The organism is Mycobacterium celatum (assembly GCF_002101595.1).
Classification (GTDB): Bacteria; Actinomycetota; Actinomycetes; order Mycobacteriales; family Mycobacteriaceae; genus Mycobacterium; species Mycobacterium celatum.
In genome coordinates, this window is sequence record NZ_LQOM01000040.1 from 68,001 (window position 1) to 90,614 (window position 22,614).

The window sequence follows — 22,614 nt, forward strand, 5'->3', positions numbered from 1 at the left end:
TGCACCGACGAGGCTGATCCGCCGGGCGGTCACCCGGGCGTGAACGTCGTTCGCATCTATTGCAGAACGATTCGGCCACGGTCGATCGCGTCTTCGGCGAAGTATGTGATCCTCCTGTCAGGCGTACCCAATTCAACGGCGAAGGTGGTATGACATGTCTGGTTCAACCATGGTCCAGCGACTAGCGGCGGAACTGCTCGGCACGTTCTGGCTGGTCCTGGGGGGGTGCGGCAGCGCGGTTTTCGCCGCCGAAGTTCTCGATAACGGCATCTCGGTCGGGATCGGCTATCTCGGTGTGGCACTCGCGTTCGGTTTGACGGTGTTGACCGGGGTGTACGCGTTCGGCTACATCTCCGGCGGACACTTCAACCCGGCTGTCACGCTGGGAGCGGTGTTGGCGCGACGGACGGAATGGAAAGCGCTGCTGCCGTATTGGGCCGTTCAGGTGATCGGCGGCCTGCTCGCCGGTCTGGTGATCTACATCATCGCCAATGGCACGTCCGGCTTCACCGCGACCGGAAACATGGCCGCGAATGGCTACGGTCAACACTCGCCCGGCGGTTACTCGCTTGGTGCCGTGATACTTGCCGAGATCGTCCTGACGGCAGTGTTCCTGTTCGTGATCCTCGGCTCAACCGACGACCGGGCGCCAAATGGCTTCGCGGGCTTGGCCATCGGGTTCACCTTGGCGCTGGCCAACATCGTGGCGATCCCGATCTCCAACGCGTCGATCAATCCGGCCCGCTCCACCGGTGTCGCTTTCTTCAACGGCGACGGGGCGCCCGCACAGCTTTGGGTGTTTTGGCTGGCGCCGCTGGCCGGTGGGGCGATCGTCGGCATCGCGTATCCGTATCTGTTCGGTGCACGCCACGAGCCCGCCAGACCGGCCCGCCACGAGGCTGCGCCGGACCAACCGGCACCCGCCGGCTAAAGCGCGTGAATTCCCTTGTACAGCAACAACAATCCGACCACAGTCAGGATGACGGCGAGCATCGCCGCATGGTGCCGCTCCATCCAGTCCTTGAGCCGGGCCAGCGGATCGTCGAGGCGTTCACCGGCACCGGCGTAGGCCAGCACCGGGATCGCGACCGTCGACGCGGCGACCGCGACGAAGAACGCGGCCGATATCCAGGCGCGGGTGAGACCTAGGCCGGCGCTGCCGATCGCCAAACCGGCTGCGGCGCAAATCAACAGCACCTCGAGCCGCACGACGGCCAGCAGTGCCCCGGTGATTCCCGCCCGCGCGGGAGTGAGGTTGGTGAGGGATCGCATCCAGCCAGGCGTATCCGTGTGGCGATGACGGGTGAGCCACCGGACGACGCCGAACGCGATGAGCGCCGAGCTCACCGCAATCCGCAGCCACGACGCCCACGCCGGCGGTGATTTATGCAGGCCGCCGAGCAGGCCGGGTACCGAGACGAACAGCGCCGTCAGCGCCGCAAGGGCTACCAGCCAACCGCCGAGGAACGCCAGGCCGCTCGGCCGCGGTCGCGGCGTATGCAAGACCAGTACGGCGGGGATGATCGACAGCGGCGAGAAGGCGATCACCAGGGCCAGCGAAAAAAGGCCGGTCAGCTCGGACGTCCAGCTGCCTGACACTGACAGCACCGTAACCCGGCGGCTAGAGGCAAAGCTTCCATTCGCCGTTCTCTTTGGCGAAGCTCATCTGGGTGTCCCGGGTTCTGCCATCCACTGTGCCGGTGATCGTGGCGGTGGCCTTATCACCGTTGACCTGAATGGATTTGACGGTGATCGGTCCGTGCGCCTTGCCTGCGCCGGGCGGCTTCAAGTCCGGATGCGCCTGGCTCACCTGGTCGATTATCTGCTGCATCTTGGTGCACCACAGCCCGCGAAACGCCGTCACGTCGGAGCTGGTGGTGGCTGCCGCCTTGCTGATCAACGCCCGGATCTGCTCATCGTCAGACTTGGGTTTGGAAGAGCCGACCGTCGCAATCAGTGCGACGGCGACGGCCACCGCCGCGAGGACGGCGATGATGCCGCTCACGATCCACACCATCCGGTTTCGCCGGCGCACACCGGGTGGTGGGGCCCGCCATCCGGCCGGGCTGGGAATCCAGTCCGGCGCGGCCGAGGGCGCCGGAGGCCATGCAGAGGGCTGTTGCCAATCCGGCTGGGGCGGGTACGCGCCTTGCGGCGGGTAGGGCCCCTGCGGTGGGTAGGGAGCCTGCGGCATTGGCGGCGGCCCCTGCGGCGGTGGTCCTTGCGGTGGCATCGGCGGCGGGTAGCTCGACATAGCGATCATTTTGCGGCATTGCCCGCGTTCCGCCGCGAAGGCCCATACCGTCGACGCGCCGAAGTCGCTAGACTTGAGCGGAACAGACTCAACCTTGACGGCGTTGAACATCGCGACAAGCATTTTTACTCGTACCGAATGGAGGTGTCGTGGACTCTTTTAACCCGACAACCAAGACTCAGGCGGCGCTGACCTCGGCGCTACAGGCGGCATCGGCCGCCGGCAACCCCGAGATCCGGCCCGCTCATCTGCTGATGGCATTGCTGACGCAGAACGACGGGATCGCCGCGCCGCTGCTGGAGGCTGTCGGCGTCGAGCCCGCCACCATCCGCGCCGAGGCGCAGCGCCTGCTCGACCGGCTGCCGCAGACCAGCGGGGCGACCACGCAACCGCAGCTGTCCCGCGAGTCGCTGGCGGCGATCACCACCGCCCAGCAGCTGGCCACCGAGATGGACGACGAATATGTCTCCACCGAACATCTGATGGTCGGCCTCGCGACGGGCGACTCCGACGTCGCCAAACTGCTGACCGGCCACGGCGCGTCCCCGCAGGCCCTGCGGGAGGCGTTCGTCAAGGTCCGCGGCAGCGCGCGGGTCACCAGCCCTGACCCTGAGGCCACCTACCAGGCGCTGGAGAAGTACTCCACCGACCTGACCGCCGCTGCCCGCGAGGGCAAACTCGACCCGGTCATCGGGCGCGACACCGAGATCCGTCGCGTCGTGCAGGTGCTCTCGCGGCGCACCAAGAACAACCCGGTGCTGATCGGTGAGCCCGGTGTCGGTAAGACGGCGATCGTCGAGGGCCTGGCCCAGCGCATCGTCGCCGGTGACGTGCCGGAAAGCCTGCGCGACAAGACGATCATCGCGTTGGACCTCGGCTCGATGGTGGCCGGTTCGAAGTACCGCGGCGAGTTCGAGGAGCGCCTCAAGGCGGTGCTCGACGACATCAAGAACTCGGCCGGGCAGATCATCACGTTCATCGACGAGCTGCACACCATCGTCGGCGCCGGCGCAACCGGCGAGGGCTCGATGGACGCCGGCAACATGATCAAGCCGATGCTGGCGCGCGGCGAGCTGCGGCTGGTGGGCGCCACCACGCTCGACGAGTACCGCAAGCACATCGAGAAGGACGCCGCGCTGGAGCGGCGCTTCCAGCAGGTCTACGTCGGCGAGCCGTCGGTGGAGGACACCGTCGGCATCCTGCGCGGCCTGAAGGACCGCTACGAGGTGCACCACGGTGTGCGGATCACCGACTCGGCGCTGGTCGCGGCGGCTACGCTGTCCGACCGGTACATCACCGCCCGGTTCCTGCCGGACAAGGCCATCGACCTCGTCGACGAGGCCGCTTCGCGCTTACGCATGGAGATCGACTCCCGGCCCGTCGAGATCGACGAGGTCGAGCGGCTGGTCCGCCGGCTGGAGATCGAGGAGATGGCGCTGGCCAAGGAGGAGGACGAGGCGTCCAAGGAGCGGCTGGAGAAGCTGCGCTCCGAGCTGGCCGATAAGAAGGAAGAGCTCGCGGAACTTACTACCAGGTGGCAGAACGAGAAGCACGCCATCGACGCCGTCCGCGAGCTCAAGGAACAGCTGGAGACGTTGCGCGGCGAGTCCGAGCGCGCCGAGCGCGACGGCGACCTGGCCAAGGCCGCCGAGCTGCGCTACGGGCGGATCCCCGAGGTGGAGAAGAAGCTCGAGGCCGCGCTGCCGCAGGCGCAGGCCCGCGAGGCCATGATGCTCAAGGAAGAGGTCGGCCCTGACGACATCGCCGAGGTGGTGTCGGCGTGGACGGGCATCCCGGCCGGGCGGCTGCTGGAAGGCGAGACCGCCAAGCTGCTGCGGATGGAAGACGAGCTGGGCAAGCGGGTCGTCGGGCAGCGCAAGGCCGTGCAGGCGGTGTCGGACGCGGTACGCCGCAGCCGGGCCGGTGTCTCCGACCCCAACCGGCCGACCGGGGCGTTCATGTTCCTCGGCCCCACCGGTGTCGGTAAGACCGAGCTGGCCAAGGCGCTGGCCGAGTTCCTGTTCGACGACGAGCGCGCGATGGTGCGCATCGACATGAGCGAGTACGGCGAGCGGCATTCGGTCGCCCGCCTGATCGGGGCCCCGCCCGGTTACGTCGGCTACGAGTCCGGCGGCCAGCTGACCGAGGCGGTGCGCCGGCGGCCCTACACCGTCGTGCTGTTCGACGAGATCGAAAAGGCCCACCAGGACGTGTTCGACGTGCTGCTGCAGGTTCTCGACGAGGGCCGGCTCACCGACGGGCAGGGGCGCACGGTCGACTTCCGCAACACGATCCTGATCCTGACGTCCAACCTGGGGTCGGGGGGCGACGAGGACATGGTGATGGCCGCGGTGCGGGCGACATTCAAGCCGGAGTTCATCAACCGGCTCGACGACGTGCTGATCTTCGAGGGCCTCAACCCCGAGGAGCTCGTGCAGATCGTCGACATCCAGCTGGCTCAGCTGGGCAAGCGGCTGGCACAGCGGCGGCTGACCCTCGAGGTGTCGCTGGCCGCCAAGCGCTGGCTGGCGCAGCGCGGGTTCGACCCGGTGTACGGGGCGCGTCCCCTGCGGCGGCTGGTGCAGCAGGCCATCGGCGATCAGTTGGCGAAAATGCTGCTGGCCGGCGATGTCCACGACGGCGACACCGTGCCGGTCAACGTCAGCCCCGACGGCGAGTCGCTGATCCTGGGCTGACGTTCGGCGTGACAGGGTTGTGACCTGCAAGCATTCGCGATTCTCGGGCGATAGCAAGTAGGCTACGTGCGATGGTCCCGCTTTGGTTCACGCTGTCCGCGCTGTGTTTTGTCGGCGCGGTGGTGCTGCTGTACGTCGACATCGATCGGCGCCGAGGGCGGGGCCGTCGCCGCAAGTCGTGGGCGCGCTCACACGGTTTCGACTACGAACCGGAGAACACCGAGATCGTCCAGCGCTGGAAGCGCGGCATCATGTCGACGGTCGGTGACATCCCGGCCCGCAACGTGGTGCTGGGCCAGATCCGCGGCGAGGCGGTCTTCATCTTCGACCTCGAAGAAGTCGCCACGGTGATCGCGCTGCACCGCAAGGTGGGCACCAACGTCGTGGTCGACGTGCGTCTCAAGGGCCTGAAAGAGCCTCGGGAGAACGACATTTGGCTGCTTGGGGCGATCGGGCCGCGGATGGTGTACTCGACCAACCTCGACGCGGCCCGGCGGGCCTGCGACCGGCGGATGGTCACCTTCGCGCACACCGCGCCGGACTGCGCCGAGATCATGTGGAACGAAGAGAACTGGACGCTGGTCAGCATGCCCATCACCAGCACCCGCGCCCAGTGGGACGAGGGCTTGCGCACCGTGCGCCAATTCAACGACCTGCTGCGGGTTCTTCCCCCCGTGCCGCAGCAGGCCGCGGCTCCGGCGCCGGCCGCGCGCCGCAACGCCGCGCCCAGCCGACCGCTGGCCCCGGCCGGGCGGGCGGAGCCGCAGCGGCGTTCCGCCGAGGCGCCGCCGCGCCCGGAACCGACTCGTCGCGCGTCGGCCGAGCCGGCGCGCCGGGAAGGCACCCGTGGGGGAGCGGTCCGCCGCCCGCCGCCGGCCGGCCGGAACGGCTACCAGGCCACGCACTACCAGCGCTGAGCCCGATCGGCCGGCTTCTCCCTCATCGCGGCTGCGGCCCACTGCATCGCCGCCAGGCTGACTACACTGGCGCCGTGCCGCGTCCCGTCGCCCTGATCACCGGGCCCACTTCCGGGATCGGCGAGGGCTACGCCCGCCGCTACGCGGCCGACGGGCACGATCTGGTGCTGGTGTCCCGCGACGCCGACCGACTCCACAAACTGGCGTCCCGACTGCGCGACGAGGCCGGCCGTGACGTCGAGGTGTTACCGGCCGACCTGGCCGATGCCAACGACCGCGGCAAGGTCGCCGAGCGGCTGGCCAGCGGGGTCGACGTGCTGGTCAACAACGCCGGCTTCGGCACCTCCGGTGAATTCTGGACGGCCGACCCGGCGCTGCTGCAGGCCCAACTCGACGTCAACGTGACCGCAGTGATGCAGCTGACCCGGGCCGCGCTGCCGGCCATGCTCGACGCCGGATCCGGCACCGTGATCAACGTGGCCAGCGTCGCGGGGCTGTTGTCGGGTCGCGGCTCGACGTACTCGGCGTCCAAGGCATGGGTGGTGTCGTTCACCGAAGGCCTGTCCGGCGGCCTGAAGGGCACCGGCGTGAGCGTGCACGCGGTGTGTCCGGGCTACGTGCACACCGAATTTCATCGCCGGGCCGGCATCGACATGGCCAAGCTGCCGTCGTTTCTGTGGCTCGAGGTCGACGACGTGGTCTCCGAAAGCCTCGCGGACATCGCTCGCGGCAAGGTGATCAGCGTTCCCGGGCTGCAGTACAAGCTGCTCACGGGCGGCGCGCGGATGCTGCCGCGAAACCTGGCGCGCGCCACCACAAACAGATTCGGCCGGGGCCGTGGCAGAACTTGAGCCGCGCGACGAGCTGGCCGACCTGGTGCGCCGATTGTCGGTGGTGCACGGGCGGGTCACGCTGTCGTCGGGCAAGGAAGCCGACTACTACGTCGACCTGCGCCGCGCCACCCTGCACCATCGGGCCGCGCCGCTGATCGGCCGGCTGATTCGCGACCTCACCGACGACTGGGACTACGCGTCGGTCGGTGGCCTGACCCTGGGTGCGGACCCGGTCGCGACAGCCGTCATGCACGCCCCGGGCCGCCCGATCGACGCGTTCGTGGTCCGCAAGTCGGTGAAAACCCATGGCATGCAACGACTTATCGAGGGCCCCGACATCACCGGGCAGCGGGTACTGGTGGTCGAGGACACCAGCACCACCGGCGCGTCGGCGTTGACCGCTGTGCGCGCAGTGCGCGACGCCGGCGCCGAGGTGGTCGGTGTGGCGACGGTGGTCGATCGCGCCACCGGTGCGGCCGAAGCCATCCAAGCCGAGGGGCTGGCATACCGCAGCGTGCTCGGCCTGGCGGATCTGGGGCTGCGTTAGAAACCGTGCGGGCTCTCATTGCGATGTTGGCGACGCTGGTCCTGGTGTCCGGCTGCGGGGCCTCTGGTCCCCCCGGGCGCATCTACGGCGCGCAGTCCGCCCGGATGGGCGAATCGGTTGCGGTGCTGGGCTGGAACGTCGCGGTGTCCAACCTGCGCTGGAACGCCGACTACGTGCTGGTCGACGTCGACGCGTCTGCCGTCGACCCCGCCGCGCCGCACGCCAAACCCGAAGACATCCGATTCGGGCTCTACGGCGCGCTGGCCCACCCGACGGAAGCCACCGGCATCGGCAGTTGTGACACCGCGAAAAACGTTGTGGTGCAGGCGCTCTCGTCGCCAGTACCCGACCGGCTCAGCGGCAGCGTGTGTTTGGGTCCGCTGAAAGACCGCAGCGCTGTGCGCGGGGTGTACGTGTACTCGCCGCGGGACCGGATCGCGGGCAGCGCCGCCGCGTATCCGGCGACCTTCCCGGTGGGAATGCTGCCGACCAAGGAAAACGACATCGGCATGGTGGTCAAGACCGCCAGCGTGTCCGCCTGGCGCGCCGACGGCACGCAGCTGAGCCAGCAGTCGCTGGGCGACCCCGCCGCGTTCACCGGCAGCGGCTACATGCTGCTGGGCCTGGTTGCCGACGCGATCGCGGCGAAATACCGCGACGACTCCGCGGCCCGCGGCGGGCCGATGATGCTGCTGGCCGCCCCGACCCTGCCCCCGCCGGGGCTTTCGCCCGCCTGCTCGGCGTACGGTTCGTCGGCGCTGCTGCTGCCGGAGGCGTCGTTGGACGCCATGCACGTCGACGCGTCGCTGTGCACCCAGGGCGAGATCAACCAGGCGCTGCTGTACGCAACCATCTCGGTCGTGGGCACCCACGCCGCGGTCTGGACCAGCCGATGAGCGAACCCGGGCCCACCGAATGGGGCGTACCCGCAAGCGGAGTCGGCCCCTGGAAAGGCCCGCTACCCGACGATCCGCGCTACGACCCGGCGCTGCTGCGCGACGGCGACACCCGCAACGTCGTCGACGCCTACCGGTACTGGCGCCGCGAGGCGATCATCGCCGACATCGACAAGCGAAGGCACCCGCTCCATATCGCGATCGAGAACTTCGGACACGACGCCAACATTGGTTCGGTGGTGCGCACCGCCAACGCGTTCGCCGTCGACACCGTGCACATCGTCGGCCGGCGGCGCTGGAATCGCCGCGGCGCCATGGTCACCGACCGCTACCAGCGGCTGCGTCATCACGACACCATCGCCGAGCTGCTCGGCTTCGCGTCGCACAACGGGCTGACGGTGGTCGCGGTCGACAATGTTCCCGGCGCCGCCCGGCTGGAGCAGACACCGCTGCCGCGGGAGTGTCTGTTGGTGTTCGGCCAGGAAGGGCCGGGCATCAGCGACGCCGCCCGGGCGGGTGCGGCGCTGACCGTGTCGATCGCGCAGTTCGGTTCGACACGCAGCATCAACGTCGCCGTTGCCGCCGGGATCGCCATGCACGCCTGGATCACCCGACACGCAAACATCGCGAACGCCTGGTAAGGCGCCCGGCGACGATGCAGAGTGCGCGCGATGAGGTGGGGTACTCCCCTACCTGCGGTGTGGGCCCACCCGCTTGCGGGGGAGAGCCGGGCGATCAACCTAGGATCACTTGACATGGAGCAGGTATGGGCCAACCGGGCGGGCAGCGCGGAAACCGCGGTCACCACCCGGCATCTCAAACGACTGTGGGCGCTGCCGGGGACCCAGCTGGGCGTGGTGGCATGGCCGCCGGTGCGGCGCGACCGGTTGTTCGGCAGCTGGCACTACTGGTGGCAGGCGCACCTGCTGGACTGTCTGGTCGACGCGCAGCAGCGCGACCCAAAGCCGGAGCGGCTCAACAGGATTCGGCGTCAGATCCGATCGCACCGGTTGCGTAACGTCGGCCGGTGGATCAACGACTACTACGACGACATGGCCTGGCTGGCCCTGGCCCTCGAGCGGGCCTCGCGGATAGCCGGCATCGACCGGCATCGCGCGCTGGACAAACTGACCGACCAGTTCGTCAAGGCGTGGGTGCCCGAGGACGGCGGCGGCATTCCGTGGCGCAAGCAGGACCAGTTCTTCAATGCTCCCGCCAACGGTCCGGCCGGAATCTTTTTGGCCCGCTACGGCGACCGGCTCAAGCGTGCCCAGCAGATGGCGGACTGGATCGACGCGACGCTGATCGACCCGGAGACCCACCTGGTGTTCGACGGCATCAAGGCCGGGTCGCTGGTCCGCGCGCAGTACACCTACTGTCAGGGCGTGGTGCTCGGGTTGGAAACCGAGCTTGCCGTGCGCACCGACGACGACTGGCACGCGCCGCGGGTGCACCGGCTGGTCGCCGCCGTCAGTGAGCACATGGCGCCGGGCGGCGTGATCAAGGGCGCCGGCGGTGGTGACGGCGGCCTGTTCGCCGGGATCACCGCTCGTTATCTCGCGCTGGTGGCGACAACGTTGCCGGGTGAGTCGGCCGATGACGTCGCCGCACGCGACACGGCCCGCAAGCTGGTGCTGTCGTCGGCGCAGTCGGCGTGGAACTACCGGCAGACGGTCGACGGCCTGCCGCTGTTCGGGCCGTTCTGGGACCGCACCGCGGAACTGCCGACGACGGCCGGCAAGACGGCGGAGTTCGTCGAGGGCGCGGTCACCGGCTCGGAGATCGCCGAGCGCGACCTGTCGGTGCAGCTGTCCGGTTGGATGCTGATGGAGGCCGCGCATGCCGTGGGCGCCGAGGAGAGGAGCATTGAATGACAAAGGTCCACCGGGACGCCGAGTCGGCCCTGCAGGGTTTGCTGAAGGACGGAATCACCATAGCCTCAGGCGGTTTCGGCCTGTGCGGCATTCCGGAGAACTTGATCCAGGCTCTGGTGGACAGCGGGGTCAAGGATCTCACCATCGTCGGAAACAACGCCGGGGTCGACGATTTCGGCATGGGCCTCCTACTCAAGGCGCGGCAGGTCAAGAAGGTGATCGCCTCCTACGTCGGCGAGAACAAGGAGTTCGAGCGTCAGGTGCTTTCCGGCGAGCTGGATCTCACGCTCACGCCGCAGGGCACGCTGGCGGAGAAGCTACGCGCCGGCGGCGCGGGCATTCCCGGCTTCTACACCCGCACGGCGTACGGGACCCTCCTCGCCGAGGGCAAAGACACCCGCGTTTTCGACGGCACGGAATACGTTCTGGAAGAAGGTATTCGGGCGGATGTGGCGCTGGTCAAGGCGTGGAAGGGCGATGCGGCGGGCAACCTCGTGTACCGCAAGACGGCGCGTAACTTCAACCCGATGATCGCCACCTGCGGTGCCGTGACCATCGCCGAGGTGGAGGAACTCGTCGACGTCGGAGATCTGGATCCCGATCTGGTCCATACGCCCGGCATATACGTGGACCGCATCATCGAAGGCCGCAACTACGAGAAGCGCATCGAATTCCGCACGGTCAGCAACGGTTCCACGCTCAAGCACGACAGCCCCATTCGCGAGCGGATGGCCCGGCGCGCCGCTCAGGAATTGCGCGACGGCTATTACGTGAACCTGGGCATCGGCATCCCGACGCTGGTCGCCAACTTCATTCCCGACGACATCAACGTCACGCTGCAGTCGGAAAACGGTCTGCTCGGCATCGGCTCCTATCCGACCGAAGACGCCGTCGACCCCGATCTGATCAACGCCGGCAAGCAGACCATCACAAGTTTGCCGGGCTCAAGCTTTTTCAGCAGCGCCGACTCGTTCGCGATGATCCGCGGCGGCCACATCGACCTGTCCATCCTGGGCGGCCTGCAGGTGGCCGAAAACGGCGACCTGGCCAACTGGATGGTGCCCGGCAAAATGGTCAAGGGGCCCGGCGGCGCAATGGATTTGGTGTCGGGGGTCAAGCGGGTGATCGTCGTCATGGATCACGCGGCCAAAGACGGCAGCCCCAAGATCCTCCAGCAGTGCACGCTGCCGCTGACCGGCAAGGGAGTCGTCGACATGATCATCACGGACCTGTGCGTGTTCGACGTAGAGCCCGGACAGGGATTGCTGCTCAAGGAATTGCATCCCGGCGTGACTGTCGAGGAAGTGCGCGCCAAGACCGGCTGCGATTTTCGCGTCGCGCTGTCTGGTTAGCTTGCCCCGCGTCGAGTGTGAATCCTCGGCGTCGAATGTGAACGTAGGGCTGCATTTTCGCGATTTTCGCGCCCTGTATTCACACTGGAAACCCTCAGTGCACACTCGGTCTGAGCGGGACGCGATCTCAACGCTACTCCGCCACCGGTAGCCGCTCGTCGGGCTCGGCCGCAGCGGCCGCTCCGCGGCGCCGGTTGAGCCAGACCCGCCCCGCCGAGATAAAGGCAGGCAACATCGACACGAACAAGATCCCCAGGATGATCTTTTCCAGGTTCTGGTGCACGAAGCCGACGTTGCCCAAGAAGTAGCCGGCCAACGTCGCACCCGCCCCCCAGGCGATACCGCCGACGATGTCGAACCCGAGGAACAGCGGATAGCGCATGTAGGACACCCCGGCGACCACCGGGGTGAACGTCCGCACGAACGGCATGAATCGGGCCAGGATGATCGCCATCGGCCCGTACTTCTCGAAGAACGCGTGCGATTCGGTCACGTAATGCTTCTTGAAGAAGCGGGAGTCTTCCTTCTTGAACAGCGCCGGGCCGATTCGCCGCCCGATGAAGTACCCGGTCTGGTCGCCGAGCACCGCGACCACCGCGACGCATACGGCGAGCACCTCGATGCTGACCGGAGGGTTGGCGCTGGCCGCCAGCAGCCCGCCGGTGAACAACAGCGACTCGCCGGGCAGCAACGGGAACAGCAGCCCGGTCTCGATGAAGACGATCAGCAGGATCCCGGGCAGCACCGCGTGGCCGAAGACGCCGTTGGCGCCCAACCAGTACATCGGATCGAGCAGGTCGGGCAAGGCGACCAAGGTGGTAGTCATTGCCCACCAAGATACCGGCGGGTCCCGGGCGGTCTGTCGACGCCGGGCCGCTGTTGCGATACTGGAGGCCCACGATCGCCCAGGAAGGAAGATTCATGCCCATCGCAACGCCCGAGGTGTACGCCGAGATGCTGCGACGTGCCAAGGAGAATTCATACGCCTTCCCGGCCATCAACTGCACGTCCTCGGAGACGGTCAACGCCGCGATCAAAGGGTTTGCCGACGCCGGCAGCGATGGCATCATCCAGTTCTCCACCGGTGGCGCCGAGTTCGCTTCCGGCCTGGGAGTGAAGAACATGGTGACCGGCGCGGTGGCGCTGGCCGAGTTCACCCACGTCATCGCCGACAAGTACCCGGTCAACGTCGCGCTGCACACCGACCACTGTCCGAAGGACAAGCTGGACGGCTACGTCCGGCCGCTGCTGGCGATCTCGTCGGAGCGGGTCTCGGCGGGCAAGAATCCGCTGTTTCAGTCGCACATGTGGGACGGCTCGGCGGTGCCGATCGACGAGAACCTCGACATCGCCCGTCAACTGCTCAAGGAGGCGGCGGCCGCCAAGATCATTCTGGAGATCGAGATCGGCGTGGTCGGCGGTGAAGAGGACGGCGTGGCCAACGAGATCAACGAGAAGCTCTACACCACGCCGGAGGACTTCGAGAAAACCATCGATGCGCTGGGCCACGGCGAGCACGGCAAGTATCTGCTGGCGGCGACGTTCGGCAACGTGCACGGCGTCTACAAGCCCGGCAACGTCAAGTTGCGCCCCGACATCCTGGCCCAGGGCCAGAAGGTGGCTGCGGCCAAGCTCGGATTGTCCGACGGCGCAAAGCCGTTCGACTTCGTGTTCCACGGCGGCTCGGGTTCGGAGAAGTCGGAGATCGAGGAGGCGTTGCGCTACGGCGTCGTGAAGATGAACGTCGACACCGACACGCAGTACGCGTTCACCCGCCCGGTCGCCGCGCACATGTTCACCAACTACGACGGCGTGCTCAAGATCGACGGCGAGGTGGGCCGCAAGAAGGACTACGACCCGCGCAGCTACCTGAAGAAGGCCGAGGCGGCGATGACCGAGCGGGTCATCGAGGCCTGCAACGACCTGCACTGCGCCGGAAAGTCGCTAACGGCCTAACCGGTGGTGGACTGGCAGATCTTCCACTGGTCGTCGCGGAATTGCAGATCGAAGCTGCGAATCGAGCGGGTCTGCGGCGCATAGGCCATGAATGCGGTGACGTTGGCCTCGGCGTGCCCATCGTCGACGACCACCTGGTCGATGCTGGCGACCACCGGATACTGCTTGGCCGCGGCGACCCGCTGGTAGGTGTCCTGCCAGGCCTGCTCGTCGTAGTTCACGTACCCGTCGCGGATGTTGCCGCAAGTGATGCTGCGCAACGTGGCCAGGTCGCCCTTTTGCATTGCGGCGTCAAAACTTTGGATGGTGCTGCGAACCTGGTCCTCCTGCGAGGCATGCTTCTTTTTGTTGCCGTGCGTCAGCACCACGGTGCCCAGCACCGCGACCGCGGCCAACGCCAGGATGATCAGGATCAGCGCCAGCACCCACCCCCAGCTGCGCTGACTGGACGGCCGCAGCTTTGCGCCCAGCCTGGGCGGAATCAATTGCGGCATCGCGGTTCTCGGCGTAGGCCGGCCCGGTCCCGTTGCTGGTTCGCCCGTCTGGAACACTTCGGTGGCCGGTTCCGGGGAGGTGGCGATCACCGCGGTCTCCTTGGCGTCGAAACCCGGTGCGGTGAAGCGGCGTTCGCCGCGCTGGAACTGCGGTTTGGCAGGGTCGCGCTCGCCTTCGCGCTTGGCGATCACCTCGGTGGCGGGCTCGGCGTCCGAGGGCGCCGTGCGGTACGCCTCGGTCACCTCGTCGTCGGGACCAGCCTGCCCGGCGGCGGGGTCGGCGGCCTCGGCGTCTGGATCGAATCCGGCCGCGTTGGGCTTGTCGTCGCGGTCGGGCCCCGATGGATTGGGCATGAGCGCTGCTGTCCTCCAGCTGTCGAGATCGGTAGTTGGAGCTTAGCGACCGGTTCGGAGTTATGTGGCGACGCCGGGGCGGTCGGGTTGTGACGCGCACGGCACAATGAACGCCATGACCCGCCGGCGACGATGCAGAGCAAAAAGAGCGATGTGGGGGCACTCCCCTACCTGCGGTGTGGGTCCACCCGCTTGCGGGGGAGAGGAGCGGCGCTTATGACACCGATGGGTGATCTCCTGGGACCGGATCCGATCTTGCTGCCCGGCGATCCCGAAGCCGAGGCCGAGCTGCAGGCCGACGAGAAACCGGCTATTGTCGCCGCCGCGCACCCCTCGGCGTCGGTTGCCTGGGCCGTACTGGCCGAAGAGGCACTGGCCGACGACAAGGCCATCACCGCCTATGCCTACGCCCGTACCGGCTATCACCGCGGGCTGGACCAATTGCGGCGCAACGGGTGGAAGGGCTTCGGCCCGGTGCCGTATTCGCATGAACCCAACCGGGGATTCCTGCGGTGTGTGGCCGCGCTGGCCCGCGCCGCAGACGCGATCGGGGAGACCGAGGAGTATCAGCGCTGCCTGGATTTGCTCGACGACTGCGACCCGGCCGCCCGCGCCGAACTCGGGTTGAGCTAACAGCCTGCCGAGCAGGCGCCGGCTTGTTCGATCTGGACGGTGGCGTGTGCCAACCCGCGTGCTGCCAACACCGCGCGGGCGTCGTCGAGCACCCGAGCCGAGTCGCCGCGGCTGGTCAAGTGCGCGGTCGCCATGTCCTTGCCCGGCACCAGCGTCCACACGTGCAGGTCGTGGACGCCAGTCACGCCGTCGACGGCGGCCAGCGCTGACCGCAGCTCCTCGACGTCGACGTGGCGCGGCGAGGTTTCGGACAGAATCCGTAACCCGCTGCCGGCCAGCGCGATCGCCCGCGGCACCACCCAGACTGCGACGACGACGGCGACGACGACATCCGCGTACGGCCAGCGCGTCGTCAGCGTGATGACGCCGGCGATCAGCACGCCGATGCTGCCGACCATGTCGGCGACGACCTCCAGGTAGGCGCCCTTCACGGCCAGGCTCTGCGCCGCATGCGAGCGCAGCAGCCAGGCCACTGCGGCATTGGTGGCCAGGCCCGCGAGCGCCACCGCGACCATGGGCACCCCGGGGACGGTCGGCGCGTCGCCGAGCCGTCGAACCGCTTCGTAGGCGATGAACGCGGCCACCCCGATCAGCAGCGCCGCATTCGCGACGGCGGTGAACACCTCGGCGCGGTGCCAGCCGTAGGTGCGCCGTGGTGATGAGCTGCCGCGACGGGCCAGCGTCACCGCCGTCAGCCCCATGAATGCGGCGACCACGTCGGTCAGGATGTGGCCGGCATCGGCCAGCAGCGCCATCGAGCCGATCGCCAGCGCGGTAATCAGTTCGACGGCGAAGAACCCGCTCAGCAGGGCCGTCGCGACCAGCATCCGGGATATCCGGGCGTCGGTCTCGGTGTGTTGATGACCGGCGCCCATCAGGCCAATATATGCGTATTTACGCATATATTGCAAGCCTACGTCCAGGCGCTCCAGAAGCGGGTCAACTGGCCGCCGAGCTGTGCCAGCAGGGTGGGCACACCGGACAGCTCGAAGAACGAGTAGACGATCCCGAAAAACCATTGGTTGAGCAGCGGCGCGATCAGCAGCACCAGCAGGATCAGGAAGCCCCACGGCTTGAACGGCTCGAGCGCGCGCTGTGTTTCCGGGCTCAGGTGCGGTTCCAGCGCGCCGTAGCCGTCGAGGCCCGGGATCGGCAGCAGGTTCAGCAATACCGCGGTGACCTGCAGGAAGCCCAAGAACGCAACCCCGGCCCACAACACCGGGTGCGCGGGGTCGTACAACAGCCGGGTCGACGCCAGCAGCAGCACCGCCAGCACCAGGTTGGCCGCTGGCCCGGCCAGGCTGACCAGGGTGCGCTGGGCGGCCGTCATGAAGGAAGTCCGCACGTATACCGCGGCGCCGGGCAGCCCGATGCCGCCCAGCGCGATGAACAGCATCGGCAGGCCCAGCGACAGGCCCGGGTTGCTGTATCGGCGTGGATCCAGGGTCAGATAGCCGCGGACGGCGACGTCGTGATCGCCGAACCGCCAGGCGGTGACGGCGTGGCCGAACTCGTGCAAACACAGCGACACCAGCCAGCCGGCGATCACCAGGATGAAGACCCCGACACGGGCGGAAAGGTTGATTTCCGCTCCGGCCAGCCAGGCCAGGACGCCGCCCAACACGGTCAAGCCGACGATTGCCAGGAAGATCGGGCTGGGTCGCACCGATTGATGCACGCCGCGGATGCTCACGCCACGACGCTACCGGCTCCGACGATGCTCGGGCTGGTCAGAAGCCGGGGCCGCCCGGCTGCGGATTCGCGTCGGCGTATTGGATGCCTTGATTGACTTGATCGATAGCCTGGTGGACGAGGTCGATTGCCTGCTCCCGGTGGCCGCCCTTGTCGGGCTCCGCTTGTTGCAGTTCGTCGACCGCCTGCTGCAGATGGTCCCTGGCATTGACCATGTGAACCTGAACGGCGTAGGCGGTGCCGGCGCCCAGGACGCCGAAACTTGTCGCCGTGACGACTCCGGCAACCATCAGCCGAAACTTGGAAACCTGCATCGTGAACGCCTTTCCTGCGCGCGGAAGTCAGTGGTCGGACTGTAACAGCGAAGGCCCCGGCACGCTGACGATGCCGCGGTTTTAGCGGACCAACAGCCAGCCCTTGATGTGCCGGTAGAACGTGGAACGCCGCACCGGCCTGGCGGCCGCGACGCCGTCGCGGATCACGGCCGCGCCGGTGGTGCCCAATTGGGCGGCGCGTCCCGTCACCCAGGGGCGGCCGGCCACCCTGGCGCGCAACCCGGGCGCCGCCGCCGTCGGCTCGAGGCGTACCGCGGCGACGTCGCCGTCGAAGAGCACGGTGTCGTCGACCACCGCCTCGCCGTGCAGCTGCGGCGCGTCGCCGGCGGGCCGCCATTCGGCTGATCCGACGATCACCGAGCCGGTCTCGTCGCGGATCAGCGGCACCCGCCGAGCGACGCCGCGGCGCGCCCGGCGGGCCGCCCGCCACCCGGCCGGCAGCCGGTAGGCCCGGGTTGCCGCGCTGCGCCGCGGCGGCACAAAGGCCACCTCGACATCGAGCCGGTCGGCCCGCAGCAACCGGGTCAGCACCGCGGCCAGGTCCGCATCCGAGCCGACCACGACCAGCCGCCGAGGCTCGGCCGCATCGACGTCGTCGACAACTGGCAACGCCCTCAGCGAACGAGGCATGCGAGACTCCCCGCACAGCAGGACGGCCATGTCCAATCTGCCCGCCTCCTCCTCACGCTGTGCCGGCGCGCATCGTCGCCGCGCGGTTCAAGACCGTCCTCCGCGACTACTGGGCTAGTGTGGGCTACCGGCTGGACCACAATAATCAGGAGAACCATGCCGGCAATCGTCCTGATCGGCGCCCAGTGGGGCGACGAGGGCAAAGGCAAGGCCACCGATCTACTCGGCGGCCGCGTGCAATGGGTGGTGCGTTACCAGGGTGGCAACAACGCCGGCCACACCGTCGTCCTCCCCACCGGCGAGAACTTCGCGCTGCACCTGATCCCGTCCGGGGTGCTGACGCCGGGCGTCACCAACGTCATCGGTAACGGCGTGGTGGTGGACCCCGGTGTGCTGCTCGACGAGCTCAAGGGCCTCGAGGACCGCGGTGTGGACACCTCCCGGTTGCTGATTTCCGCCGACGCGCATTTGCTGATGCCCTACCACGTGGCCATCGACAAGGTGACCGAGCGCTACATGGGCAGCAAGAAGATCGGCACCACCGGCCGCGGCATCGGCCCGTGCTACCAGGACAAGATCGCCCGCATCGGCATCCGGGTGGCCGACGTGCTCGACCACGGCCAGTTGGCCCACAAGATCGAGGCGGCGCTGGAGTTCAAGAACCAGGTGCTGGTGAAGATCTACAACCGCAAGGCGCTCGAGCCGGAGCACGTGGTCGAAACGCTGCTGGAACAGGCCGAGAGTTTCAAGCACCGCATCGCCGACACCCGGCTGCTGCTCAACGCCGCCCTGGAGCGCGGCGAGACGGTGTTGCTGGAAGGCTCGCAGGGCACCCTGCTCGACGTCGACCACGGCACCTACCCGTACGTGACGTCGTCGAACCCGACCGCGGGCGGCGCTGCCGTCGGCTCCGGCATCGGCCCGACCCGGATCACTACCGTGCTGGGGATCCTCAAGGCCTACACCACCCGGGTGGGCTCGGGCCCGTTCCCCACCGAATTGTTCGACGAGAACGGCGAATACCTGTCGAAGACCGGCGGTGAGTTCGGCGTGACGACAGGCCGGCGTCGGCGCTGCGGCTGGTTCGACGCCGTGATCGCCCGCTACGCCACCCGGGTCAACGGCATCACCGACTTCTTTTTGACCAAGCTCGACGTGTTGTCCAGCCTGGAAACCGTTCCGGTGTGCGTCGGCTACACCATCGACGGCAAACACCTCCGCGACATGCCGATGACCCAAAGCGAGCTGGCCCGCGCCCAGCCGGTCTGCGAGGAGCTGCCCGGCTGGTGGGAGGACATCTCGGACGCCCGGCAGTTCGACGATCTGCCCGCCAAGGCGCGTGACTACGTGTTGCGGTTGGAAGAGCTTGCCGGAGCACACATTTCGTGTATCGGAGTCGGCCCGGGCCGGGACCAGACCATCGTGCGCCGCGACGTGCTGGCGGCTCGCCCGTGAGCGATCGCAAGCGCGGCGAAGCCGGGCGCTGGGGGCACCCCCAGCCGCGGAGCGGCGAGGGGGACGGGTCGCGAACCGACCAGCCTCTGAGCGAGGAGATTCCGGAAGAACTCGACCCCGACTACCCCAAGCACGGCGGTTTCCCGCGCTACGAGCCCGCCGAGCCGGGTCCGGGCTTCGGCCGGTTCGTCGCCGCGATGCGGCGTCTGCAGGACCTCGCGGTGTCCACCGACCCGGACGAGGGCACCTGGGACAGCGCCGCCGAGCGCGCCGAGGAGCTGGTCAAGCTGCTCGACCCGTTCCAGGCGCCGGAGGGCGTCGCGCCCGCCGGACGCGTCCCGTCCATGCCCGGTCTGGGCAGCCTGCTGATGCCGCCGTGGACGATGACGAAGTTCGGCCGCGACGGCGTGGAGATGCGCGGCGAGTTCAGCCGCTACTACGTGGGCGGCAACATGGCGGTGCACGGCGGTGTGCTGCCGTTGGTGTTCGACTGGATGTGCGGAATGGTGGTGGTCGCCGCAGGCCGGCCGGTCAGCCGGACCGCCTTCCTGCACGTCGACTACCGCAAGATCACCCCGATCGACACCCCACTGGTAGTGCGGGGGCGGATCGCCTCCACCGAGGGCCGCAAGGCATACGTCACGGGCGAACTGCGCGACCCCGACGAAGCGCTGCTGGCCGAAACGAACGCGCTGATGGTGCGGCTGCTTCCCGGCCAGCCGTGACCGCGACAACACTGACCGCGTGGAGTAGCGTCGACCACAGCGGTGCCGCGCCCCTTCCCGAATAGCCGCACGCTGCTGCGGGACCGCGACCAGCGAGACCGTCGCCAACCTGGAGATGCGAGGCGAAGGCACCCTCGGCGGTATCTGGGCACCGGATCGACACGATTCGCCCAGCCGGACAGGCGATTTCGCACAACCCGTTCTTGTGCCGTGCCCTGCTGTGTTTGGAGTTGTGACCTGATGCTTTTTCCGATGTCCCCGACCGACTCGATGTTTCTGCTCGCCGAATCCGAGAATTGCCAGATGCAAGTGGGCGGGCTGGCGTTGTTCACTCCGCCCGACGGCGCCCGCGCCTCGGATGTGCGCGAGATGTTCGCCGCGGCCGTCGCCCGCCACGACGTGGCCGGCGTGTGGCGCAAGCGGGCCCGCCGCTCGGTGACGTCGCTGGGACAGTGGGGCTGGGACTCCGGCGCGGAGGTCGACCTCGACTACCACGTGCAGTATTCGGCGCTGCCGCGGCCCGCCGGGCTGGCGGAGCTGTGGGCGCTGGTGTCCTGGCTGCATGCGGCGCCGTTGAACCGGGACCGGCCGTTGTGGGAGATGCACCTGATCGAGGGGCTCGCAGACGGCCGGTACGCGGTGTACATCAAGCTCCACCACGCTCTCGCCGACGGGGTGTGCGCGATGGAGATGCTGCGCGCGGCGTTGAGCGGGGACCCGCGCCGGCGCGGAGGGCCCGCCCTGTGGGAGCCCGTGGAGCCCGCGGCGGAGCCCACGGCCCCCTCGCCGGGCGGCGCCCTGGACCTGTTCGGGTTGCCGCGCTGGGCGGCGTCGACCGCCTGGGGCGTGGCCCGGGAAGCGGCCGGGCTGGTGCCCGCGCTCGCCGGAACGCTCCTGCAGGCGCTGCGCCACCGGGGCGGGACGCTGTCGCTGGCCGCGCCCCGCACGATGTTCAATGTGCCGATCGACGGGGCGCGGTCGTTCACTGGGCGCTCCTGGCCATTGGAGCGGCTGCGACTGGTCGCCAAGCACAGCGACGCCACCGTCAACGACGTGGTGTTGGCCATGTGTGCCGGGGCGCTGCGCAGATATCTGATCAGTCGGGGCGCACTGCCGTTGGCGCCGCTGGTGGCGATGGTTCCAGTCTCGCTGCGCGGCCACGGTCCAGACGACACCGCGGATGCGGGCAACCAGATCGGGTCGTTGATGTGCGGCCTGGCCACCAACCTCACCGACGCCGGCGAGCGGCTCGCGGCTGTCCGGGTCGGCATGTGCGAGGGCAAGGCGACGCTGGCCTCGCGCAGTCGACTCCAGGTCCTCGCGATGAGTGCGCTGGGGGCTGCGCCGCTGGCCCTGGGCATGTTGGTCGGTCATCACGGACTGTTGCGCCCGCCGAACGTGATGATCTCCAACGTGTCGGGCTCCCGGGCGCCGCTGTTCTGGGAGGGTGCCCGCCTCGACGCCCTCTACCCGCTGTCGATACCGGTCGACGGGCAAGCGCTGAACATCACCTGCACGAGCACCGACGACACGATCGCGTTCGGACTGACCGGCTGCCGCCACGCCGTCCCCGGGTTGGGGGCGATGACCGGACACCTCGACGACGAACTCCGCCTCTTGGAGCGTTCCGCCGGGCTCTGACGACGCCGTCGTCGAGCTGCTTTCGGCGCCTATCCTTGGGCCAATGACTGAGGAAGATGGCGGACACGCGCCCGAGGGCATCACCGACGAGCCGGCCCACGGAAAGCACGAACAGTCTTCCGACGACGACACTCAGCGCACCACGGTGATGCTGCTGGGGGCGGGGGAGTTCAGCCGGGAACTGGCGATCGCCTTTCAGCGACTCGGCGCCGAGGTGATCGCGGCCGAGCGGTACGCCGACGCTCCCGCGCACCGGGTTGCCGACCAGTCGGTGGTGGTCCGGTTGACCGACACCGACGAGTTGGCATCGGTCATCGGCCGGTTGCAGCCCAACTATGTGGTGACGGTGACCGACGTGGTGGCCGCCGATGCGTTGACGGCCGCTGCAGAAACCGGGTTCGCGCAGGTGTTTCCGACGGCCCGCGCCGCCCGGCTCACCGCCGACCGGGAGGGCCTGCGCCGGTTGGCCGCCGACGAGCTCGGGCTGCCCACCGCGCCGTTCTGGTTCGCCGGTTCGGTCGAGGAACTCCGCGCGGTGGCCGAGCACGCCGGTCACCCGCTGCGGATCCAGCCGGTGGTGCCGGCCGGCGACGGCGAGTCGGTGATCTACGGGCCGTTCGATCTGGAGTCGGCATGGCGGACCGCGGTGTCGGCCGGCGGCCCGCTGGCCCCCAAGCGGGTGATGGCCGAGTCCGTCGTCGAGGTGGATTTTCATGTGACTCTGCTCACGGTGCGCAGTGACGGACCGAAAGGCCCGGTGGTGGAATTCTGTTCGCCGATCGGACACGGCCAAGTCACCGGCGGGGCATTGGAATCCTGGCAGCCGCAACCGATGAGCCGCGCCGCACTGGACATTGCCAAGTCGATCGCCGCGCGCATCGTCAAAGCGCTCGGCGGCCGGGGCGTGTTCGGGGTCGAGCTGATGATCCGCGGCGACGAGGTCTACTTCTGCGATGTCAGCACGCGGCCGTACGAGAACGGCGTGGTAACGCTGCGCAGCCAGCGGCTTTCGGAGTTCGAGCTGCAGGCCCGCTCGATCCTGGGCCTGCCCACCGACACCATCATGATCTCGCCGGCCGCCGCCCAGGTGCTCTACTCCAGCCACGAGGCCATCGACACCGGCGCCGACAACACCGGCCCGATCGGCGGCGCGCTAAGTGAGGCGCTGGCCGTGCCGGAAAGCGACGTACGGATTTTCGGGCGTCACCAGTCCGACGAGCGGCGCCGGCTGGGGGCGGCCGTCGTCACCGCTGTGGACGTGCCGACGGCGCGTGAGCGGGCCAAGCAGGTGGCGACCGCTCTGCGGAAGGTGTGGCAGTCGTGAGAGACT

General features: G+C 68.3%; 23 protein-coding genes. 15 read left to right on the forward strand and 8 right to left on the reverse strand.

Annotated features, from left to right (window positions below):
• The first annotated feature begins 154 nt into the window (after window positions 1-154).
• Complete coding sequence (aqpZ, locus tag AWB95_RS18150; protein ID WP_062539867.1) at window positions 155-931, forward strand: aquaporin Z; 777 nt, start codon at window positions 155-157, stop codon at window positions 929-931.
• On the opposite strand, the gene AWB95_RS18155 is transcribed toward aqpZ, so the two are convergent.
• Entirely contained in the window at window positions 928-1,599 is a 672-nt protein-coding gene (locus AWB95_RS18155) for a GAP family protein (RefSeq protein WP_062539872.1), read from the reverse strand. The genes aqpZ and AWB95_RS18155 overlap by 4 nt on opposite strands.
• 22 nt (window positions 1,600-1,621) lie before the next feature.
• Entirely contained in the window at window positions 1,622-2,377 is a 756-nt protein-coding gene (locus tag AWB95_RS24220; RefSeq protein WP_444542993.1) for an Rv0361 family membrane protein, read from the reverse strand.
• A gap of 26 nt (window positions 2,378-2,403) precedes the next feature.
• Here AWB95_RS24220 and clpB point away from each other — a divergent pair, with 26 nt between their 5' ends.
• From clpB to AWB95_RS23980, 8 genes are all read left to right on the forward strand, one after another.
• Complete coding sequence (gene clpB / locus AWB95_RS18165) at window positions 2,404-4,950, forward strand: ATP-dependent chaperone ClpB (protein WP_062539869.1); 2,547 nt, start codon at window positions 2,404-2,406, stop codon at window positions 4,948-4,950.
• A gap of 71 nt (window positions 4,951-5,021) precedes the next feature.
• Window positions 5,022-5,867 carry a trehalose monomycolate transport factor TtfA gene (ttfA, locus tag AWB95_RS18170; protein ID WP_085168483.1) on the forward strand — a complete coding sequence of 282 codons (846 nt, stop codon included), beginning with the start codon at window positions 5,022-5,024 and terminating at the stop codon, window positions 5,865-5,867.
• A gap of 74 nt (window positions 5,868-5,941) precedes the next feature.
• Window positions 5,942-6,718, forward strand: coding sequence for an SDR family NAD(P)-dependent oxidoreductase (locus AWB95_RS18175; protein WP_085168484.1), 777 nt, complete (start codon window positions 5,942-5,944; stop codon window positions 6,716-6,718).
• Window positions 6,705-7,247, forward strand: a complete 543-nt coding sequence (pyrE, locus tag AWB95_RS18180; protein ID WP_062539908.1) for an orotate phosphoribosyltransferase — start codon at window positions 6,705-6,707, stop codon at window positions 7,245-7,247. Before AWB95_RS18175 ends, pyrE begins: the two co-directional genes overlap by 14 nt.
• A 5-nt stretch (window positions 7,248-7,252) precedes the next feature.
• Complete coding sequence (locus AWB95_RS18185) at window positions 7,253-8,143, forward strand: putative periplasmic lipoprotein (RefSeq protein ID WP_062539907.1); 891 nt, start codon at window positions 7,253-7,255, stop codon at window positions 8,141-8,143.
• Entirely contained in the window at window positions 8,140-8,784 is a 645-nt protein-coding gene (locus AWB95_RS18190) for a TrmH family RNA methyltransferase (RefSeq protein WP_062539906.1), read from the forward strand. The genes AWB95_RS18185 and AWB95_RS18190 overlap by 4 nt, the downstream gene beginning before the upstream one ends.
• 114 nt (window positions 8,785-8,898) lie before the next feature.
• Window positions 8,899-10,017, forward strand: a complete 1,119-nt coding sequence (locus AWB95_RS18195) for a glycoside hydrolase family 76 protein (protein WP_062539905.1) — start codon at window positions 8,899-8,901, stop codon at window positions 10,015-10,017.
• Window positions 10,014-11,369: a 3-oxoacid CoA-transferase gene (locus AWB95_RS23980; RefSeq protein ID WP_062539904.1), complete on the forward strand. Its 1,356-nt coding sequence runs from the start codon at window positions 10,014-10,016 to the stop codon at window positions 11,367-11,369. Before AWB95_RS18195 ends, AWB95_RS23980 begins: the two co-directional genes overlap by 4 nt.
• 133 nt (window positions 11,370-11,502) lie before the next feature.
• Here AWB95_RS23980 and AWB95_RS18205 read toward each other — a convergent pair whose 3' ends face one another.
• Complete coding sequence (locus tag AWB95_RS18205; protein WP_062539903.1) at window positions 11,503-12,195, reverse strand: VTT domain-containing protein; 693 nt, start codon at window positions 12,193-12,195, stop codon at window positions 11,503-11,505.
• Between the two features lie 95 nt (window positions 12,196-12,290).
• Between AWB95_RS18205 and fbaA the strand changes: the two genes are divergently transcribed.
• A complete protein-coding gene (fbaA, locus tag AWB95_RS18210) occupies window positions 12,291-13,325 on the forward strand; it encodes a class II fructose-bisphosphate aldolase (RefSeq protein WP_062539902.1) in 1,035 nt (344 codons plus the stop codon).
• Here fbaA and AWB95_RS18215 read toward each other — a convergent pair.
• Window positions 13,322-14,173: an Rv0361 family membrane protein gene (locus tag AWB95_RS18215; RefSeq protein ID WP_062539901.1), complete on the reverse strand. Its 852-nt coding sequence runs from the start codon at window positions 14,171-14,173 to the stop codon at window positions 13,322-13,324. The genes fbaA and AWB95_RS18215 overlap by 4 nt on opposite strands.
• A gap of 216 nt (window positions 14,174-14,389) precedes the next feature.
• Between AWB95_RS18215 and AWB95_RS18220 the strand changes: the two genes are divergently transcribed.
• Window positions 14,390-14,806 carry a DUF3151 domain-containing protein gene (locus AWB95_RS18220; protein WP_062539900.1) on the forward strand — a complete coding sequence of 139 codons (417 nt, stop codon included), beginning with the start codon at window positions 14,390-14,392 and terminating at the stop codon, window positions 14,804-14,806.
• On the opposite strand, the gene AWB95_RS18225 is transcribed toward AWB95_RS18220, so the two are convergent.
• The 4 genes from AWB95_RS18225 to AWB95_RS18240 form a co-directional block, all read right to left on the reverse strand.
• Window positions 14,803-15,681 (reverse strand): cation diffusion facilitator family transporter, encoded by an 879-nt coding sequence (locus tag AWB95_RS18225; protein ID WP_062539899.1) that lies wholly within the window; start codon window positions 15,679-15,681, stop codon window positions 14,803-14,805. The two genes, AWB95_RS18220 and AWB95_RS18225, sit on opposite strands and share 4 nt — an antisense overlap.
• A gap of 38 nt (window positions 15,682-15,719) precedes the next feature.
• Entirely contained in the window at window positions 15,720-16,499 is a 780-nt protein-coding gene (locus AWB95_RS18230) for a site-2 protease family protein (protein ID WP_062539898.1), read from the reverse strand.
• Window positions 16,500-16,536: 37 nt separating this feature from the next.
• On the reverse strand, window positions 16,537-16,812 hold the full coding sequence (locus tag AWB95_RS18235) for a hypothetical protein (RefSeq protein WP_062539897.1): 276 nt from the start codon (window positions 16,810-16,812) through the stop codon (window positions 16,537-16,539).
• Between the two features lie 81 nt (window positions 16,813-16,893).
• Entirely contained in the window at window positions 16,894-17,463 is a 570-nt protein-coding gene (locus tag AWB95_RS18240) for a peptidase M50 (protein ID WP_238600890.1), read from the reverse strand.
• A 156-nt stretch (window positions 17,464-17,619) separates the two neighbouring features.
• Here AWB95_RS18240 and AWB95_RS18245 point away from each other — a divergent pair, with 156 nt between their 5' ends.
• The 4 genes from AWB95_RS18245 to purT all read left to right on the forward strand — a co-directional run bounded on the left by AWB95_RS18245 (window position 17,620) and on the right by purT (window position 22,608).
• Window positions 17,620-18,918, forward strand: a complete 1,299-nt coding sequence (locus tag AWB95_RS18245; protein WP_085168486.1) for an adenylosuccinate synthase — start codon at window positions 17,620-17,622, stop codon at window positions 18,916-18,918.
• A gap of 86 nt (window positions 18,919-19,004) precedes the next feature.
• Entirely contained in the window at window positions 19,005-19,643 is a 639-nt protein-coding gene (locus AWB95_RS18250; RefSeq protein WP_084707448.1) for a PaaI family thioesterase, read from the forward strand.
• 240 nt (window positions 19,644-19,883) lie between these two features.
• Entirely contained in the window at window positions 19,884-21,284 is a 1,401-nt protein-coding gene (locus tag AWB95_RS18255; protein WP_085168487.1) for a WS/DGAT/MGAT family O-acyltransferase, read from the forward strand.
• Between the two features lie 43 nt (window positions 21,285-21,327).
• On the forward strand, window positions 21,328-22,608 hold the full coding sequence (gene purT, locus AWB95_RS18260) for a formate-dependent phosphoribosylglycinamide formyltransferase (RefSeq protein WP_085168488.1): 1,281 nt from the start codon (window positions 21,328-21,330) through the stop codon (window positions 22,606-22,608).
• The last annotated feature ends 6 nt before the right edge of the window (window positions 22,609-22,614 follow it).